General features: G+C 51.0%; 17 protein-coding genes and 1 pseudogene. 4 read left to right on the top strand and 14 right to left on the bottom strand.

The annotated features are described in order from the left end of the window. Positions 1-3: 3 nt before the first annotated feature. Together G9C99_RS10130 and G9C99_RS10125 are read right to left on the bottom strand one after the other, a co-directional pair. Positions 4-246, bottom strand: a complete 243-nt coding sequence (locus G9C99_RS10130) for an exodeoxyribonuclease VII small subunit (RefSeq protein WP_166417370.1) — start codon at positions 244-246, stop codon at positions 4-6. 2 nt (positions 247-248) lie between these two features. Continuing rightward, positions 249-1178, bottom strand: coding sequence for a histone deacetylase family protein (locus tag G9C99_RS10125; protein ID WP_166417369.1), 930 nt, complete (start codon positions 1176-1178; stop codon positions 249-251). Positions 1179-1331: 153 nt separating this feature from the next. Between G9C99_RS10125 and G9C99_RS10120 the strand changes: the two genes are divergently transcribed. Beyond that, positions 1332-1517 carry a hypothetical protein gene (locus G9C99_RS10120; protein ID WP_166417368.1) on the top strand — a complete coding sequence of 62 codons (186 nt, stop codon included), beginning with the start codon at positions 1332-1334 and terminating at the stop codon, positions 1515-1517. Positions 1518-1562: 45 nt separating this feature from the next. Here the strand turns inward: G9C99_RS10120 and G9C99_RS10115 are convergent. Both G9C99_RS10115 and G9C99_RS10110 read right to left on the bottom strand, forming a co-directional pair. Beyond that, positions 1563-1799: pseudogene (locus tag G9C99_RS10115) on the bottom strand (M15 family metallopeptidase); the annotation flags it as partial. 39 nt (positions 1800-1838) lie between these two features. Continuing rightward, complete coding sequence (locus G9C99_RS10110; RefSeq protein WP_166417367.1) at positions 1839-2084, bottom strand: hypothetical protein; 246 nt, start codon at positions 2082-2084, stop codon at positions 1839-1841. A 157-nt stretch (positions 2085-2241) separates the two neighbouring features. On the opposite strand from G9C99_RS10110, the gene G9C99_RS10105 reads away from it, so the two are divergent. Further along, a complete protein-coding gene (locus G9C99_RS10105) occupies positions 2242-2829 on the top strand; it encodes a hypothetical protein (RefSeq protein ID WP_166417366.1) in 588 nt (195 codons plus the stop codon). On the opposite strand, the gene G9C99_RS10100 is transcribed toward G9C99_RS10105, so the two are convergent. Both G9C99_RS10100 and G9C99_RS10095 read right to left on the bottom strand, forming a co-directional pair. Next, complete coding sequence (locus tag G9C99_RS10100; protein ID WP_168713288.1) at positions 2826-3530, bottom strand: response regulator; 705 nt, start codon at positions 3528-3530, stop codon at positions 2826-2828. The genes G9C99_RS10105 and G9C99_RS10100 overlap by 4 nt on opposite strands. Continuing rightward, positions 3527-4024, bottom strand: a complete 498-nt coding sequence (locus G9C99_RS10095; RefSeq protein WP_166417639.1) for a MarR family winged helix-turn-helix transcriptional regulator — start codon at positions 4022-4024, stop codon at positions 3527-3529. The genes G9C99_RS10100 and G9C99_RS10095 overlap by 4 nt, the downstream gene beginning before the upstream one ends. A gap of 194 nt (positions 4025-4218) precedes the next feature. Here G9C99_RS10095 and G9C99_RS10090 point away from each other — a divergent pair, with 194 nt between their 5' ends. Together G9C99_RS10090 and G9C99_RS10085 are read left to right on the top strand one after the other, a co-directional pair. Continuing rightward, positions 4219-5085, top strand: coding sequence for a branched-chain amino acid aminotransferase (locus G9C99_RS10090; protein ID WP_166417365.1), 867 nt, complete (start codon positions 4219-4221; stop codon positions 5083-5085). Positions 5086-5169: 84 nt separating this feature from the next. After that, positions 5170-5580: a hypothetical protein gene (locus G9C99_RS10085; RefSeq protein WP_166417364.1), complete on the top strand. Its 411-nt coding sequence runs from the start codon at positions 5170-5172 to the stop codon at positions 5578-5580. Here the strand turns inward: G9C99_RS10085 and G9C99_RS10080 are convergent, their stop codons facing one another. From G9C99_RS10080 to G9C99_RS10045, 8 genes are all read right to left on the bottom strand, one after another. Continuing rightward, positions 5581-6504, bottom strand: a complete 924-nt coding sequence (locus tag G9C99_RS10080) for a DMT family transporter (protein WP_166417363.1) — start codon at positions 6502-6504, stop codon at positions 5581-5583. A 15-nt stretch (positions 6505-6519) separates the two neighbouring features. Further along, entirely contained in the window at positions 6520-7551 is a 1032-nt protein-coding gene (queG, locus tag G9C99_RS10075) for a tRNA epoxyqueuosine(34) reductase QueG (RefSeq protein ID WP_331459989.1), read from the bottom strand. 21 nt (positions 7552-7572) lie between these two features. Then, positions 7573-8238, bottom strand: a complete 666-nt coding sequence (gene fzlA, locus G9C99_RS10070) for an FtsZ-binding protein FzlA (protein ID WP_166417362.1) — start codon at positions 8236-8238, stop codon at positions 7573-7575. Positions 8239-8299: 61 nt separating this feature from the next. Then, positions 8300-9046 (bottom strand): monofunctional biosynthetic peptidoglycan transglycosylase, encoded by a 747-nt coding sequence (gene mtgA / locus G9C99_RS10065; RefSeq protein WP_166417361.1) that lies wholly within the window; start codon positions 9044-9046, stop codon positions 8300-8302. Positions 9047-9097: 51 nt separating this feature from the next. Beyond that, a complete protein-coding gene (locus G9C99_RS18340; RefSeq protein ID WP_205859842.1) occupies positions 9098-9490 on the bottom strand; it encodes a CBU_0592 family membrane protein in 393 nt (130 codons plus the stop codon). A gap of 93 nt (positions 9491-9583) precedes the next feature. Further along, a complete protein-coding gene (locus tag G9C99_RS18485; protein ID WP_166417360.1) occupies positions 9584-11311 on the bottom strand; it encodes an alpha/beta fold hydrolase in 1728 nt (575 codons plus the stop codon). Between the two features lie 153 nt (positions 11312-11464). Then, positions 11465-15991, bottom strand: a complete 4527-nt coding sequence (gltB, locus tag G9C99_RS10050; protein ID WP_166417359.1) for a glutamate synthase large subunit — start codon at positions 15989-15991, stop codon at positions 11465-11467. Continuing rightward, positions 15988-16716 (bottom strand): hypothetical protein, encoded by a 729-nt coding sequence (locus G9C99_RS10045; RefSeq protein ID WP_166417358.1) that lies wholly within the window; start codon positions 16714-16716, stop codon positions 15988-15990. Before G9C99_RS10045 ends, gltB begins: the two co-directional genes overlap by 4 nt. Between the last annotated feature and the right edge of the window lie 116 nt (positions 16717-16832).

The raw sequence follows: 16832 nt of genomic DNA, 5'->3' as shown, positions 1-16832 counted from the left end.
GGATTACAGTCCCTCGACCGGCTTGGTCCCGGTTGGCTGCCCGCCTTCGCCCAACGTAATCGCGTGCACCTTTTCTTCGGCTTCTTTCAACTTGGCTTCGCACCGCTTTTTCAACTCAGCGCCGCGTTCATAAAGCGTGATGGATTGATCCAATGGCACATCGCCACGCTCAAGCTGCCCAACCACGCCCTCAAGGGCTGCCATGGCTTCTTCAAAGCTCATTTCTTCTACTGCTTTTTCGCTCATCTTTAGCGCTCCATCAATACGTCGACGTGGGCCGCAACTGAGGCCGCCAATGCGTTAAGATCATATCCACCTTCCAAGGTAGAGACCACCCGTCCATCGCAACATTCTTCAGCAACATCGCAAATTTGCGCCGTCAGCCAGCGGAAGTCTTCGGTTGTCCAGTTTAGGTTGGCCAAAGGATCCATCCGATGCGCATCAAATCCGGCTGAAACGAGAATCAATTCCGGCGCAAAAGCCTTCACAGCCGGAAGAATAACATCAGCATAAGCACGGCGCATTTCATGCGAACCAGAATTGGCCGCTAAGGGCACATTTAACACGTTTTCATGCGCCCCGGTTTCATGCGCGGCCCCGCTCCCCGGATACAACGGCATCTGATGGGTCGATGCAAACAATACGCGATCTTCGTCCCACAACAGGTCCTGCGTTCCATTGCCGTGGTGCACATCAAAATCTATGACTGCGACACGGCTCAAGCCATGATGATCCAATGTGTGTTTTGCCGCAATCGCGACATTCCCAAACAAACAGAACCCCATCGCAATTTCACGTTCCGCGTGATGTCCCGGAGGCCGACACCCAACAAAGGCATTTTTGACCTCACTGGACATAACCAGATCAACAGCTGCCACATTCGCGCCAACGCCTCGCGTTGCGGCATCCCATGACCCAACGGTCACATTCGTATCACCATCCAGCGCATTCCAACCCTCGTTGGGAATGGCCTGCTTGACACGCGAAACATAGCTTTGTGGATGGCATCGCAAAATATCGCTTGGATCACAGATTGGTGCGTCTTTGCGCAACAACCCATCGAACCGCGCATCACTCAACGCCATTCGAATAAATTCCAAACGTGCAACCTGTTCCGGATGCCCCGGAGGGGTGATGTGTAAATCGCAATCAGCGTGAGAAAAATATGCAGTTGTCATAGCCGATGGCTACGCCAATCCCGACCACGAAACAAGGGCACCCGATGGGGATAACGAACAAATCTAGGTCAACACTCAACAGCAAAACCGCCCAATTGACGCCCCAATGTTAAGCTAAGCAAAGCTATTGCAAAAAATATGTTGGGGCTCGAAATGTTTGAATTTATCGAAAAAGTGAACGCACTCACCACCTCGCAACTCGTATTTATGATTGTTTTCGTATCAACTATATTGGCTGCGCTGAGGTTTGTATTTCTAAGATTAGGCATCAAATCCGGAGGCGGAAACCCCGAAGCAGGAAGCTTTGGTTCAAATGACAATGGCTCCGGATCAGATTAAAGAAGCCCGTCGCCGTTCAGACATGAACCAACGGCGGCATGGCCATCACTCATTTGCGCTCACATCAAGGGGATTATATACTGGAACTTCTTCCACCAACCATGGGGCAACGACCTGAGGTTCAGTTTCCATGACTTCCCCAGTGGCTTCAATCAGCGGATAGTCTTCAGTCCAGTATCCACCCCATTCGACGCCACACTCCTTAAAGGCGTTCACAACTTCTTCGGGCACAAAGCTCGCCCCGACAATCGTCAGCGCATCATCTTTTTTGCGCGTTTCGAATGCACGCCACGCGTCTGTAGAAAGGTCGACAAACGCCCCTCAAGTGCCATGCCAACCAAGCGGCCTTCCTCGTACAAAATAATACCCACCTTCTAAATATTGATCATATACCAAATCCAGATTTGCTTGTGATAATTCCCAAGCTGCCTCGTTCAATTGAATGGAGTGCCCGTTGGCTAAATTTACACATTCGACGAGATCTACAGCGATCTCATCTTGCTGCGCCATTGCTGTAATAGGCGCTAAGAAAAACACCGCAATCAGCAGCCGTACGAACCTACCCAATACATCACTCCAAACCTGGTACACGAGAACAAGTAAGCTCCATTCATCCCTTTGCAACCAACACTATCCATTTTGATGGGCTAGGAGCTATCGTGGTTTGATCGTATAGTTAGCTTCAAACCTGTCTGCTTTTGAATTCATCAGATGAGAATTTGTCATGAAAACGTACTATGCCGCTGCCGTACTATCCTGCCTTCCTTCTCTGTTGTTTTCCCAAACCTACCAGTTCGAAGACTATCAGGTGGTTGGCAGATTGGAGGCCGACATTTCGGGTGATGGGATTGTGGACACCGCGCTTCTGCTGGATGAGCTCGACAATGGTGGCGCGGCAGCTTTACTGATCTATTTAGGTGATGCGCGTGAGGCACCGAATAATCCCATCTATGTAAAAGAGTTCGCATGGATGGGTGCGATGTTTGGCACCAAACCGTCGCTGTCAATCAACCAGAGTGGGTCACTCGAGGTCATTTCCCAAAACATCGCTGTTGGTCGGGATCGGTGGGAACAGGTGGTTACAATCGCCTACCGCCGCAACGCCTTTCGGGTCGCCGGATTAACCTATAGCTACTATGATACGCTTGACCTTGAAAACATCGGTATGTGCGACATTAATTATCTAACTGGATCTGGCGTTGTATCCTTTGGCCAAGAGGCCAGACCCGTGCCATTTGATTTATCAGTCAACGCGGTTTCGGTTTCCGAATGGTCTGGCACTCTTCCTTCGATTTGTTTCGATCGCGATTAATCCCCAGTCAGCATGTAACCAGAGCCACGCACCGTCTGCAAATAACGTGGGCGTTTTGGATCATTCTCAATCTTGCGTCGTAGACGGGTGATTTGCACATCAACGGCACGTTCTTGGGCTTGCCCACCATCGCGCCCCAAATCTTCGACCAATTGGCCACGACTGACCGGTTCGCCAATCTGTGCAGAAAAGATTTTCATCAACTGGCTTTCAGTTGCCGTTAATCGCACGATTTCATCACCCATGCGCAGCTCGCCCCGTTCAAGATCATAGCGTACTGCACCAAGGCTTAGAAATTTCGGCCCGGCCTCAACAGACACTGGCGCAGGTGCACGCCGCAATATCGCATTGATCCGCAACAGCAGTTCTTTTGGTTCAAACGGCTTTGCGATGTAATCATCAGCACCCGCCTCGAGCCCAACGATCCTGTCTTCAGTTTCGCCCTTTGCCGTCAGCAACAGAATCGGAGTTTCCATTGTCGCGCGAAGTTCGCGTGTTAATTCAAATCCATTATCACCGGGCATCATGACGTCCATCACAATCAAGTCAAATTCCAGACCTGCCAGAATTTTACGCGCATGTGCCGCATCGCGCGCGACACTCACCCAAAAACCATGGCGAATGAGAAATTTTTGTAAAAGGCTACGAATGCGTTCATCATCATCTACAATCAGAATATGGGCTTCCACAGGTGCGATCATGATGTGCCCTCCTTATTGGGTTTGTAATGACGTCGTAGTTCAGGATCCATCATTGCCTCAAGAACCTGTCGGAAGCCCGCTACCGCCTCCGGCCCAGCTTCGCGATAAGCGGCGCGCATCCGATTGCGTTGGGCGTCTGACAATTCCGCCTCTAACGTTACACCGCTATCCGTTAAAAAAAGATGCCGTTCACGCTTATCCTTAGTGCCCACCCGACTTTCGACCAAACCGTCTTCGATCAACGTTCGCAAAACCCGGTTAAGCGACTGTTTAGTTACGCCAAGAATGGACAGTAGATTATTTACCGATGTGCCCGGTGCTTGTTTAATAAAGTGAATCGCGCGGTGATGCGCCCGTCCATAAGCATAATTTGTTAAAATGCGATCGGGATCAGCAGTAAATCCGCGATAGGCAAAGAACATCGCCTCAATCCCTTTACGCAACTGATCATCCGTGAGAAACAGCCGCGCCTCGCCTCCAACGCTGCTGGACATACCGTTTTCTGCCATGGCCCCCTCGATCACATTATATTTCGTTGATTAGATTTTATGTCAGTCTTGTTGACTTTCCAAGAATCAATTCGTAACAAATACCAGTTTCTGTGTAATTTTATGTCCGCACCGGACCTATGTTGCGCAACAAATGAAAACGAGACCGAATTTTCGGCATTTGAATAAGGAAAATACCAATGGCGGGTTACGACGACCGCGACGGCAAAATCTGGATGGACGGCAAGCTCATCGAATGGCGCGATGCAAATGTCCACATCATGACCCATGCACTGCACTACGCATCTTCCGTCTTTGAAGGTGAGCGCGCTTACAACGGTAAGATTTTTAAATCTGTGCAGCATTCAGAGCGTTTGATCAAGTCTGCTGAATTGATCGACTTTGAAATTCCTTATTCTGTCGAAGAAATCGAAGCCGCAAAATACGAAGTGCTTAAGGCCAACAATTTGACCGATGCATACGTTCGTGCGGTAGCATGGCGTGGCGCTGGCGAAGATATGGGTGTTGCCTCTGCGCGCAACCCAGTTCGTTTGGCGATTGCTGCATGGGAATGGGGTGCCTATTACGGCGACGCTAAAATGAAGGGTGCAAAGCTCGACATTTCAAAATGGAAACGCCCATCTCCGGAAACCATTCCGTCGGCTGCGAAAGCGGCTGGTCTTTACATGATTTGCACTATGTCCAAACATGCGGCTGAGGCCAAAGGTTGTTCTGACGCGATGATGTATGATTATCGCGGTTACGTTGCAGAAGCGACGGGTGCGAATATGTTCTTCGTAAAAGATGGCGAAGTACATACACCGCTTGCAGACTGTTTTCTAAACGGCCTAACCCGCCAAACTGTGATTCAGATGCTCAAAGAAAAAGGCATCACCGTTCATGAACGCCACATCATGCCCGAAGAGCTTGAAGGGTTTGAACAATGCTGGCTGACCGGCACAGCGGCAGAGGTCACGCCTGTTGGCCAAATCGGCGAATATACCTTCGAAGTCGGTGCGCTCGCACGTGATATCGCCGAAAGCTACGAACGTCTCGTTCGCGCCTAACAAAAGAAAAGCGTCGCCATTGGCGGCGCTTTACGCTTCCTTGACATGTTTAGACTACCTTGGCGATGCGCTTTGGGGGCAAACATGAAACGATCAAACATTCTATATTTGTTAGTAATTTTTCTTCTGGTCGCAGCGCCAGCCGGGATTTCCTCGCTTTATTATGCGATGTCTGATACGGCCCAGCCCCCTCTCGGCATTACGTGGGAGGCCGAAAATCACTATGACGGTGAACGCGTCACCATTGATGCGACCCTACATTGGGGGGCCAATGCGCAAATCAATATTTCCAAATACAATTACACGAACGCACTACGCGAAGCCTTTCGCACACGTGGAATGGAAATCAATTTAGAAATTCTCACGGTCCCCAACAACGACGCAATAACAATCACCTATAACATTGGAAGCACGCAACTAGGGCCAGTACCCTTGCAGCAGGCTGCCTCTCAGATCAGCCCAGCCATTGCTGCATATCGGCAATTGACCAATTGATCAGCCTTGCGGCGTCATGCCTTTACGCGCCCGGCTGCGTTCCAAGCCAAGCCGATGTTCACGAAGAATAATCAAGACACCTGCAAAGATCACCAAGGCAGCGCCGCCTAGCATCGTCAGCGTGGGCACTTCTTCAAACACAAAATACCCAATCGCTAGCGCCATAATCATCGAAGCGTAGTCAAAGGGGGCCACAACGGAAGCATCTGCAAATCGGTAGGCAGAGGTCAAAAATATCTGACCAAGCCCCCCCAATATTCCAGCACTGATCAGCAGCGCTGCTTCGGTGCCCGTTGGCCAGACCCAACCAAAGGGAATGGTCAATAACGACAGCGCAGTCGATGTCACCGAGAAATAGAACACAATCGCTGACGTTTGCTCGGTCTGCACCAGCTTACGAATATAAATCTGCGCCAAAGCGGAAAACACTGCGCCAAACAACACCAAAATCGCCCCAATTGCAGCGGCCATCTGAACGGTTTCCTGCCCCAACAGGGTCACGCGTGGGGACACCACGATCAACACACCCACCAGCCCAATTCCTACGGCAGTTAGACGAAAGGCGCGCACTTCTTCCCCCAAAAACATCGCGGCGAACACAACTGTCAGCAACGGCGCTGCGTAGCCTAGGGCTGTCACTTCTGGCAAAGGTAATAGCCCTAGACCCGCAAATCCGCACGCCATGGCCGTCGTACCTGCAAATCCGCGCCAGAAATGGCTTATCTTGCTCTTGACCTTTAATCCTGTTCGCAAATCTCCCCGCACCGCAAGCCACCCTAAAATGATGGGTAGCGCAAAAAACGAACGGAAAAACACGGCTTCCCCTGCCGGCACTCGCTCTGAGGCGGCTTTGATCAACGACGCCATGCAGATAAACAATGTCACCGCCGCAAGTTTTAGCAAAATACCTTTGATCGGGTTCATCGTTTTTCCTCTGATTTATAATCGGGCTGCGGCCCATTGGGCGGCATCACGCACCGTCGCATCGGGATCGTTCGTCAATGCCAAAGCCGTGGGCTTCAATGAAATGTCTTGCGAATTTCCAATCGCATAAAGCACGTTGCGCACAAATCGGTCGCGCCCAACACGTTTGATCGGAGAACCTGAAAATTTTTCACGAAACCCAGTATCATCAAGCGCTGCCAGTTCCGACAATTGCGGCGCGATCAATTCTTCTTTTGCCGCGTATCGCATCTCATGTGCCGTCGCTGCAAATTTGTTCCATGGACAGGCTGCCAAACAATCATCACACCCATAAATATGATTGCCCATCAAGGGGCGTAAATCTTCATCCACAGGGCCGTGATGTTCAATCGTTAGGTACGAAATGCAGCGACGTGCATCCAATTGGAACGGCGCTGGGAAAGCATCGGTCGGACAGGCATCCAGACACGCGCGGCATGAACCGCAGTTTTCGACTGATTTTACATCAGTGGGAAATTCAACAGTGGTAAAAATTGACCCCAGAAAAAACCAGCTCCCCAAATCCCGTGAGAGCAGATTTGTATGTTTACCTTGCCACCCGAGACCTGCGGCAGCGGCCAATGGTTTTTCCATCACTGGGGCGGTATCCACGAACACTTTGATCTGTGCGTCAGGAACCTGCTCAATCAACCAACGCCCCACCCGTTTCAGACGTTTTTTTACAATATCATGATAGTCACGATGCTGAGCGTACACAGAAATAGCACCACGATCTTTCATCGCAAGCACATCTCGTGGGTCGAAATCTTGCGTATAAGGTTCCGCTAGCATTATAACGGATCGCGCCTCCGGCCACAACGCATCAGGCGCCCCACGCCAATGCATGCGCTCTTTCATCCATGCCATCTGCCCGTGGCGATCCTGTTCTACGAAGGTTGATAGACGCTCTGCAATCTCCGGTATTGCGTCAGGGCGGCACACCCCAACTTTGGCAAAGCCTTCGTATTTAGCTTGCGCAATTAACCGTGATTTCAGCGTATCGGGCACGAGGCCCCCCTTCCAGAGGAATTAAAAATCAAGATCCGCATAATGCGCAGGTGGTGGGAAACCAGGAACTTGGTCAGCGAGAATCGAACGAAATGCCGGACGTGATTTAATTTTCGAATACCAGTCGCGCACGTTAGCGTTGCGGTTCCAGTCAACGTCACTGATGTAATCTAAACACGACAAATGCGACGCAGCTGCAAAATCAGCCAGGCTCATTTGATCCCCCGCCAGCCAACGACGTTGATCCAGCAACCATCCCATATAATCGAGATGATACTTAATCTTCTGCGCCCCTAGTTTCACGTTTTTTGAATCCGGATACCCCTGATTCATGATCTTTTTGTTGACCCGTTCATTCAACAGCCTAAATGACACGTCGTTGTAGAATTTATCATCAAACCAGCTCACCAAACGGCGCACTTCATACTTCCCTTCAGCATTCGTGGGCATCAGAGGCGGACTGGGGTGCTTTTCTTCGATGTATTCACAAATTGCAGCGCTTTCGGAAAAGTGCCGCCCATCCATCTTTAAAACAGGGACTTTCCCAGCAGGATTGCGCTGCAGAAAATCGCTCCCCTGTTCCCAATACCGCTCTTCCACCAGTTCAACTTCGATCTTTTTTTCCGCAAGACTCAGGCGGACTTTGCGGCAGAATGGGGAAAGCGGGACGTGAAATAGCCGGTTCATGGGCGCGGGACTCGATCTGTTTTAATTGTTTTACATCATTTGACCCGATTTGCCGCAGAATTCAACTCTCGAAACACGCAGAACGGTCATCCCGGCGAATGGTTGCAGCCCCGTCCATAATGGATGTCGCACGCGAAGATGTTGCAGATGACGGTGAACTTGCTGAGCGAACCTTAGGATTTGGGAGTAACGCAATGAGCAATGCCGCCTGCCGCGCCGACAATTCAGACGGAGAAATGCGGAAATAATGATGCGACGCGGCTTCGATACCAAAAACACCTTCATCAAATTCTGCTATGTTCAAATAAACTTCCAAAATACGTTGCTTGGACCACACCAGTTCGACCATTGGTGTTAATACAGCCTCCAACGCTTTACGTACCCAACTGCGCCCTTGCCATAGGTAAACATTTTTGACTGTTTGCTGGGTAATCGTTGACGCACCACGGCGGCTCCCCTCGGCCAAAGCTGCCCGTATTGCCGTCATATCAAAACCCCAGTGATTGCAAAAATTCACATCTTCTGATGCAATAGCAGACAGGGCTACATGAGGGGACATTTCTTCAATCGGAATCCATTGCTGATCCACTTGGCCTAATCTTTGGCCTTCGCTCCAAATCGTGTGATTGGTTGGCGGGTTTACAACGGAAAACAGCAATACAAACGTTGCAATAAAAACAACCACGCCGAGCCCTCCCCGCAACAACCACTTGCGCAACCAAAAAAGCACCCGCTGCCACCATGGGGCCCGTGTCTGTTTTTGTTTCTTTTTGCCGCTCCGGCGGTTTTTTTTCACTGTCTTTGCCACCCCTGACCATAGCCATGAAGCATGTCCTATCGTCAAGGGCGCTCAGACAAATTACTGCGCTGCAAACAGTGGAACGATGGCGTCATCGTCTTCATTTGTGACATCAACAACAGAATTTTTGGTAGCGCTCTCCGTTAAAAGCGCCACCTGACGGCCAGGTAACAATCGAAGCGTTACGGCCACCACCCCCAAACAAATCCAAAATATTTGAATGAGTGCGGAAGCTAAGTTAAAGTTCTGCACTAAACTGGTCAGCACACAACTCGCAGCGATGATATTCACGAGGAAGAACGTAATACCCCGGCTGTCAATTTTTTGAAAAGTAACGAGGGTGTAGTTTGTTAAATACAGGCCAAACCCAACCACCCCAATCACATCCAATATCCCGAGAGAGGATAAAGTAACATCCGCGAAAAACGGCGATGTCTCGGATAAAAAATCCATTTTTTTGCTCATTCATTTTTGTAAAATATAAGGTACAGAATGGCGGTGATGCGGCAGGGCGTCATACCTCAAATGTGGTATAGCGCCCTTAAACTAGGATTTTCGTTGCAAAAACGGGGTAAGGTATTCCAGCACTTCGGGCCAATATTTAAACAATAACAACTCCCCCGCGTCTGGCATGACTTTGTATTCAATCCAGGGGTATTTTTGTTGTATCTCGTCAAAAGTTTGTTGCGGCATCATAGGACCATCCAAACCGATAAAGGCTGTAACTGGAATTTGACCTTCTAGCTGAGCAAGATCATTACCCCAATTCTGCCCCGCATGAAGCGTTACTTCGCAGGCAAATGCCACGTGCGCGCTATGCCAATGCGATAAAGTCACCTCAGAGCCAAGCGCCATCGCATCGAAAACCTCTTGGTTTGCGAACACAGCTTTGTCAGCATCGCTGTTCGAAAACACGGCATTCAAAAACCCACGTTTCCCGATAGAGCGTGCCAGAAAAAAACCAGCCTTCACCATGTAAGGCAACACGCGCGGTGCAAACCGTGCATTCGCCAAGATGAAGCGATACCATTTATCCATACGTTCGAATTGTTCTCGCTTCCAAAACGGGAACGGTGGTGCGCAGGTCACAATAGCGCTCACCCGTTCGGGATGTCGGGCAGCGAATAATGTCGCAAAACAAAAATCAGACGTTTGTGCCAATATCGGACACTGCTCTATGTCAAAATGATCCAACAACGCCGCAAAATCTGCTGCGATCAAATCCTCATAATTCTCCGTCGTTTCGATTGGAGTCGAGCGGCCATAACCGGCGCGGATCGGCACAATCATTTTTATGCCCTGCACCTTTAGCAATGACTCAATCCTGGCGGGCACACGGATTAGCCCTAAATCGGACGGCAAATACAAGACAGGCGCGCCTGTCAGATCACCATAAACAATGTAATCCATCCAACGCTTGGATGGGCGCGGAATGCTCTGGAACACATTGGGGCCTAGAATATCTTTTCCATCAGATGGAACATAAGAATGTGGCTCACTTCCCCCTGTGGTTTTCACCATATCCATCAATGACAACGAAATGCGCACCAGTTCCGCCTGTGATCGGGTCTCTGTCTTTTCATAAATTGACCGGATTTGTGTGCGTACCGTTGCCTCGGAACGCCCCCGTTTTGCGGCAATAGACTTTATTGTGTGCCCTTCGACCATACAGCGTACAATTTCGACTTCGCTTTGGGAGAGATCGAAAACGCCCTTTATCGCGTCACCAAATGTCTCTTGCCAAGCGAGGATTGAGGTCACGATCAACGCATTTCGCTGCCCGTTTGGTGCGTTTAGTGCACGTATTTGAACAACAACAAATCGTTCATTATCCAATATACGAAACCGCATAAAATGCGCCGTTCCATCATGGCGCAATGCTTGTTTTATTCCATGTAGAAGCGCCGCATATGAGTCCTCATCAATCGGCAAATTTTGCGGCTTCTCGCCTTCGCAAACCCCCAACAATTCACGTGCGGCCGCATTTGCACTCTGAACAATCAAGTCCGGAGAAACAACAAGCGCAGCCAAGGTACCTGCCTCATCGGTGATATCGTTGTGATTATCCTGTGGTAATCGATCCAGTAGCAATCCCAATCGCGAAAAGTGGGTGAAGGCCTGATCGCCCGTCCCTTCCCATTCGGGGTTTAACAACCGTAACGGGCTAAAATGCTCTTCCCAGCTATCAACGAGTTCTTCTAGTCGCGCAGGGTCCACCGCAACATCGTAGATCCGGTCTAATATCTCGAGATTAAGTTCAGCATCATGCTTCACAAGAAACGGGCCTTCTGCATTTTATCGCGATGAAAACAAAGGAGTATCAAAGAATAGGTATCAGGCTAAGCCAGATTGACCATTCAGTCAAAACATAGGACGCAAAAGGCGCGGTGAAACTCACCGCGCCTTTTCAACTTTAATTAGAACTGATCACGCTGATTGGGCGGTCTCTTCAATTCCAAGCGGGGCTGGTAGATGCACCAACATTTCTGTTGGGCACACCTGAACGAAGTTAGTCTTCTCAAGATCCCAATGCTGCAATATCTCAGCAGCTTTACGGCTCCCGGTTTCGACAGCATGACGTTCAATCAAACCTTTAAGTTGGGTTTCCCAATGCTCAACCGTCACAGGGCAGGTCACCAATGTTTCCATGTTCATCAGTTTTTGCGCCTCACCCTGCGGGTCATAGAGATAGGCCATACCGCCTGTCATACCTGCGCCAAAGTTTGCACCAATTGACCCAAGGATCACAGCGACGCCGCCGGTCATATATTCACAACCGTTTGATCCACAGCCTTCGATCACAACTTTCGCGCCAGAGTTCCGCACGCCGAACCGTTCACCCGCACGACCGGCAGCAAACAGATATCCGTCTGTCGCACCATAAAGCACGGTATTGCCAATGATCGTGTTATCTGCGGCCACCAACGGGCTCGCCATAGAAGGGCGCACAACAACCGTACCCCCAGACAGACCTTTGCCCACATAATCGTTGGCGTCCCCAGACACTTCGATCTTTAGCCCCGGTGCCGCAAACGCACCCAATGCCTGACCAGCAGATCCTGTCAATTTAACCGTCAGATGATCCGGCTGCAGATCATTGCGCATGCCAAAGTTCTGTACGATGTGGCTAGAAACCCGCGTCCCCACAGTCCGATGCGTGTTCTGAACAGCATAAGACAGCTGCATCTTTTCACGATCATTCAGGAACCGTGCCGCGTCTTTGACGATCTCAGCATCCAAAGTATCTGGCACCGCATTGCGCGGCTTATCCCGGTTGTAAACGATGCTTTCGGCGCCATCAACGGTGATCAACAACGGGTTAAGGTCGAGATCATCCAAATGCGCAGACCCCCGTGAAACCTGCGTCAGCAGATCCGCACGCCCAATCACCTCATCCAGTGACCGCGCCCCGATAGAGGCCAGCAATTCACGCACTTCAGTCGCATAGAACGTAATCAGGTTCACAACCTTATCCGCATTCCCGGTGAACTTTGCACGCAGACCTTCGTCTTGGGTACAGACCCCCACTGGGCAGGTGTTGCTCTGGCACTGACGCACCATGATACATCCCATCGCGATCAGGGCCGCAGTACCGATACCATATTCTTCTGCGCCCAACATCGCCGCCATGACGACATCACGCCCAGTGCGCAAACCACCGTCTGTCCGCAATGTTACCCGCTCGCGCAGGTTGTTCATTGCCAACACCTGATGCGCCTCCGTCAGGCCCATTTCCCACGGAAGACCCGCATATTTGATCGACGTCGCTGGCGACGCTCCGGTGCCACCGTTGTGGCCAGAGACCAAGATCACGTCGGCTTTCGCCTTTGCAACACCCGCAGCGATGGTCCCCACGCCAGAGGACGCAACCAGTTTCACGGTGACTTTGCAGCGTGGGTTGATCTGTTTCAGATCATAGATCAACTGTGCAAGGTCTTCGATCGAATAGATATCGTGGTGCGGTGGCGGTGAAATCAACGTCACACCCTTGGTAGAATGACGCAGACGCGCGATCAAATCGGTGACTTTCATCCCCGGCAGCTGACCACCCTCACCCGGCTTTGCACCTTGGGCCACTTTGATTTCCAGCTCTTCACACTGGTTCAGATATTCCGCAGTTACACCAAAACGACCTGACGCAACCTGCTTAATCTTTGCCGATGGGTTGTCGCCATTTGGCTCAGGGTGGAAATGCGCCGGATCTTCGCCGCCCTCACCACTGTCAGACTTTGCACCAATCCGATTCATCGCAACATTCAGCGTTTTATGCGCCTCAGGGCTCAGCGCACCCAGGGACATCCCAGGCGTCACAAAACGCTTCCGAATTGATGTAATGCTTTCGACTTCTTCAATCGGGACAGGCGTTCCAAGTGGTTTAATATCCAGCAAATCCCGCAGGTTAATCGGTGGATTGCTTTGCATCTTTGCAGAATATTGCTTCCACATTTCGTAAGATGACCGGTTGCACGCCATCTGCATCATATGCATGGATTGCGCTTCCCACGCGTGGGTTTCACCAGATTTACGTGCTTTGTAAAATCCGCCAATCGGCAAAATATCTTGGCCACCCAGCCAACCTTTGGCGTGGATTTGTTCGACTTTGCGCTGAATGCCGGTTACACCAATCCCTGAAATACGGCTGGTCATGCCCGGGAAAAACTCCGCGCACATGGCGCGCGACAGACCCACAGCTTCAAAGTTCAGACCACCGCGATAGGATGACACAACGGAAATCCCCATCTTCGCCATGATCTTTAGCAAGCCCTGATCAATCGCATTGCGGTAGCGCGCAACCGCTTCGGTCAACGTGCAATCCAGCAGGCCACGTTCAATCCGATCCGCGAGTGAATCTTCGGCCAGATAGGCGTTCACGACCGTTGCACCACACCCAATCAACACCGCGAAATAATGCGCATCCACACATTCCGCCGCCCGGACATTCAACGAACAGAAGGTCCGCAATCCTTTGCGTGTCAGATGGCTATGCACCGCAGAGGTTGCCAAAATCATCGGCATTGCGATCTGCGCTTCGTTTTGCGCCTGATCCGTCAGCACAAGGTGCCCTGCCCCAGATTGAACCGCCTCTTCGGCTTCGGCCCGCACACGTGCAAGCGCGTCTGACAAAGTTTCGCCTTTGGCAAAGGTGCAATTGATTTCAACCACTGGATCGTGGAATTGCGAAATCAGCATATCGAACTGGCTGTTGCCGACAAATGGGCTTTCCAAAACAATGATTTCTGTTTGGCTGCCGTCTTCGTCCAGCACGTTTTTCAGGTTCCCAAAGCGGGTCTTCAGTGACATCACCCGGAATTCACGCAAACTATCGATCGGTGGGTTTGTGACCTGGCTAAAGTTCTGGCGGAAGAAATGGCTCAGTGGGCGATACTGATTCGACAAAACAGCCGACGGCGTATCATCCCCCATCGACGCAAGCGCCTCTTTCCCATCTTCAGCCATAGGCGCAAGAATTTGTTCCAGTTCCTCGATAGAATATCCCGCAGCAATCTGACGTTTGCGCAAATCCGCACCATCAAACATTGGCTCTTCCGAAACCTTTGAAAGGGTCTCTTCCAATTCATGAATACGACCGACCCAATCACCAAATGGCTGTGCTTCAGCCAGCTTGTCTTTGATTTCAGCGTCACGAAACAATGCGCCGTCCTGTAGATCAACCGCAATCATCTGACCGGGGCCAAGCGCGCCTTTTTCGACGACGGTCGCCTCATCAATCGGGATCATGCCGGCCTCAGAGCCTGAAATCAGCAGCCCATCACCAGTCACAACATAGCGCATTGGACGCAGACCGTTACGATCAAGCCCGGCACACACCCAACGCCCATCCGTCATCGCCAACGCCGCAGGGCCATCCCATGGCTCCATCACAGAGTTGCAATAGGAATACATATCCCGCCAGCTTTGTGGCAATTCCACCGCTTGTTTGGACCAGCTTTCCGGCACCATCATCGTTTTTGCCATCGGCGCAGAACGTCCAGCGCGCACCATCACCTCAAACACACTGTCAAGCGCAGCAGAATCCGACGACCCCCCCGCAACAATCGGTTTGATATCCTCAGCAAAATCCCCAAATGACGCAGACGCCATGCGGATTTCGTGGCTTTTCATCCAGTTCAGGTTGCCCTTCAGCGTGTTGATTTCGCCGTTATGCGCCAACATGCGGAAGGGCTGTGCCAACCACCACTGCGGGAAAGTATTCGTCGAATACCGCTGGTGATAAATCGCAAAGTTCGACTTAAACCGCTCGTCCATCAGGTCCGGGTAAAACACGGCAACCTGCTCTGCCAACATCATGCCTTTGTAGATCAAAGACCGGCACGACAACGACGCAATATAAAGCCCGGCCACATGCGCCGCATTGGCTGCTTTTTCAATCCGGCGGCGGATCACATACAACTCGCGCTCAAAAGTTTCTTCGTCTACACCTTTGGAATTGCTGATCAAAATCTGTTCGATTTCCGGGCGCGTTGCGTTCGCTTTTTCGCCCAGACAGCTTACATCGACCGGCACATGACGCCAGCCATAGATGTAATAGCCCATTTTCAGAACTTCGGTTTCAACGATCGTGCGACACGTTTCCTGCGCCCCAAAATCGGTCCGTGGCAAAAACACCTGCCCCACCGCAACCAGTTCATCCATACGCGGAGTATGCCCCGTACGTTCAATCTGATCGTAAAAGAACGGCACTGGGATTTGGACGTGAATACCCGCGCCATCGCCGGTTTTGCCGTCCGCATCAACAGCCCCACGGTGCCAAATCGCCTTTAGGGCGGCGATACCCGCATCAACCACCTTGCGGCTGGGTTGACCATCAATTGACGCAACGAGCCCAACGCCACAGGACGAATGTTCCTCCTGCTCATCATAGAGACCATTTTCGGCCATCCATTTGCGTTTTGCTTCTTCTGCTGCCACCCAGGTTGCGTCAAATTTGGTCATAGTCGTCTCGTCCCTTCATGTTGGGAAAGGGGCACATCCAGCCCCGATAGAATGTCACCGCAATCAAACAACGGCGAAGTCGCAAGAAAACCTTGCTCCCCCGGCTCCGAAAATTCGACAGGTGTATTGTCATACTCTTCGCGGCCTTGGCGACTTTCGATCACGCCAATACCGCCTAGAAAAATGTTGAACCGCTCGTAAACATATTCATTGCCAGTCGCGACAAAGGTTTCGCCCGTGGCGCTGAATTCAGATCGCATGTGATATTCGGTCTGGCGCAGCGTAACGCCGTCAATCTCAACCGTGTCACCCGTTAGGCGATCATAACCGCTGTAGCGTTCCGTTGTTAGAAACTCACCACGTTCGAACCAATCCTGATCAAAGGTCCAGCTGTCACTGCCTGTCTCCAAAAGCTCAGACATGGATTGTGGATCAACTTCTTGGCTCATTTGTTCACGCCGGGCTGTTTTCAGGCGAAACATTTCGAGCCAACGGTATTCACTGTCCAATTTGCTCAGCAACGACGGACCATCCGACTGGATCGTCAGCCGCCAAAACACACCTTCAGGGTCTGCTTCACAGCGCCAGTAGTGGTCCACTTCGCACATCCGCGATTGCACCGTCAAAAACCCACTGCACCCTTCAGGCACAGAATAGGTGCCCGCCTGTGCCCCCGAGGCATAGGTAAAAACGGTCAATGCGGCGGTTAATGGCTTCATCATCATTTTACAGTCTCCAGGTCACAATTACTGACATATTTCCCCAACGGGTCAAAACGATACGGAAAATCGTATGCATAAAAACCATACACTTTATGCATAGTTGCTGCATACTTTGTGTA

Origin of the sequence: Cochlodiniinecator piscidefendens (assembly GCF_011326755.1) — a bacterium.
GTDB classification, from domain to species: Bacteria; Pseudomonadota; Alphaproteobacteria; order Rhodobacterales; family Rhodobacteraceae; genus Cochlodiniinecator; species Cochlodiniinecator piscidefendens.
Note: the sequence above shows the minus strand (reverse complement) of the source record. Positions and strands in the feature narration are given on the sequence as shown.

Excerpts from the sequence above, each read along its gene's own strand:
- G9C99_RS10130 (WP_166417370.1), bottom strand. The coding sequence starts at position 246 with ATGAGCGAAAAAGCAGTAGAAGAAATGAGCTTTGAAGAAGCCATGGCA.
- G9C99_RS10125 (WP_166417369.1), bottom strand. The coding sequence starts at position 1,178 with ATGACAACTGCATATTTTTCTCACGCTGATTGCGATTTACACATCACC.
- G9C99_RS10120 (WP_166417368.1), top strand. The coding sequence starts at position 1,332 with ATGTTTGAATTTATCGAAAAAGTGAACGCACTCACCACCTCGCAACTC.
- G9C99_RS10105 (WP_166417366.1), top strand. The coding sequence starts at position 2,242 with ATGAAAACGTACTATGCCGCTGCCGTACTATCCTGCCTTCCTTCTCTG.
- G9C99_RS10100 (WP_168713288.1), bottom strand. The coding sequence starts at position 3,530 with ATGATCGCACCTGTGGAAGCCCATATTCTGATTGTAGATGATGATGAA.
- G9C99_RS10095 (WP_166417639.1), bottom strand. The coding sequence starts at position 4,024 with ATGTCCAGCAGCGTTGGAGGCGAGGCGCGGCTGTTTCTCACGGATGAT.
- G9C99_RS10090 (WP_166417365.1), top strand. The coding sequence starts at position 4,219 with ATGGCGGGTTACGACGACCGCGACGGCAAAATCTGGATGGACGGCAAG.
- G9C99_RS10085 (WP_166417364.1), top strand. The coding sequence starts at position 5,170 with ATGAAACGATCAAACATTCTATATTTGTTAGTAATTTTTCTTCTGGTC.
- G9C99_RS10080 (WP_166417363.1), bottom strand. The coding sequence starts at position 6,504 with ATGAACCCGATCAAAGGTATTTTGCTAAAACTTGCGGCGGTGACATTG.
- fzlA (WP_166417362.1), bottom strand. The coding sequence starts at position 8,238 with ATGAACCGGCTATTTCACGTCCCGCTTTCCCCATTCTGCCGCAAAGTC.
- G9C99_RS18340 (WP_205859842.1), bottom strand. The coding sequence starts at position 9,490 with ATGGATTTTTTATCCGAGACATCGCCGTTTTTCGCGGATGTTACTTTA.
- gltB (WP_166417359.1), bottom strand. The coding sequence starts at position 15,991 with ATGACCAAATTTGACGCAACCTGGGTGGCAGCAGAAGAAGCAAAACGC.
- G9C99_RS10045 (WP_166417358.1), bottom strand. The coding sequence starts at position 16,716 with ATGATGATGAAGCCATTAACCGCCGCATTGACCGTTTTTACCTATGCC.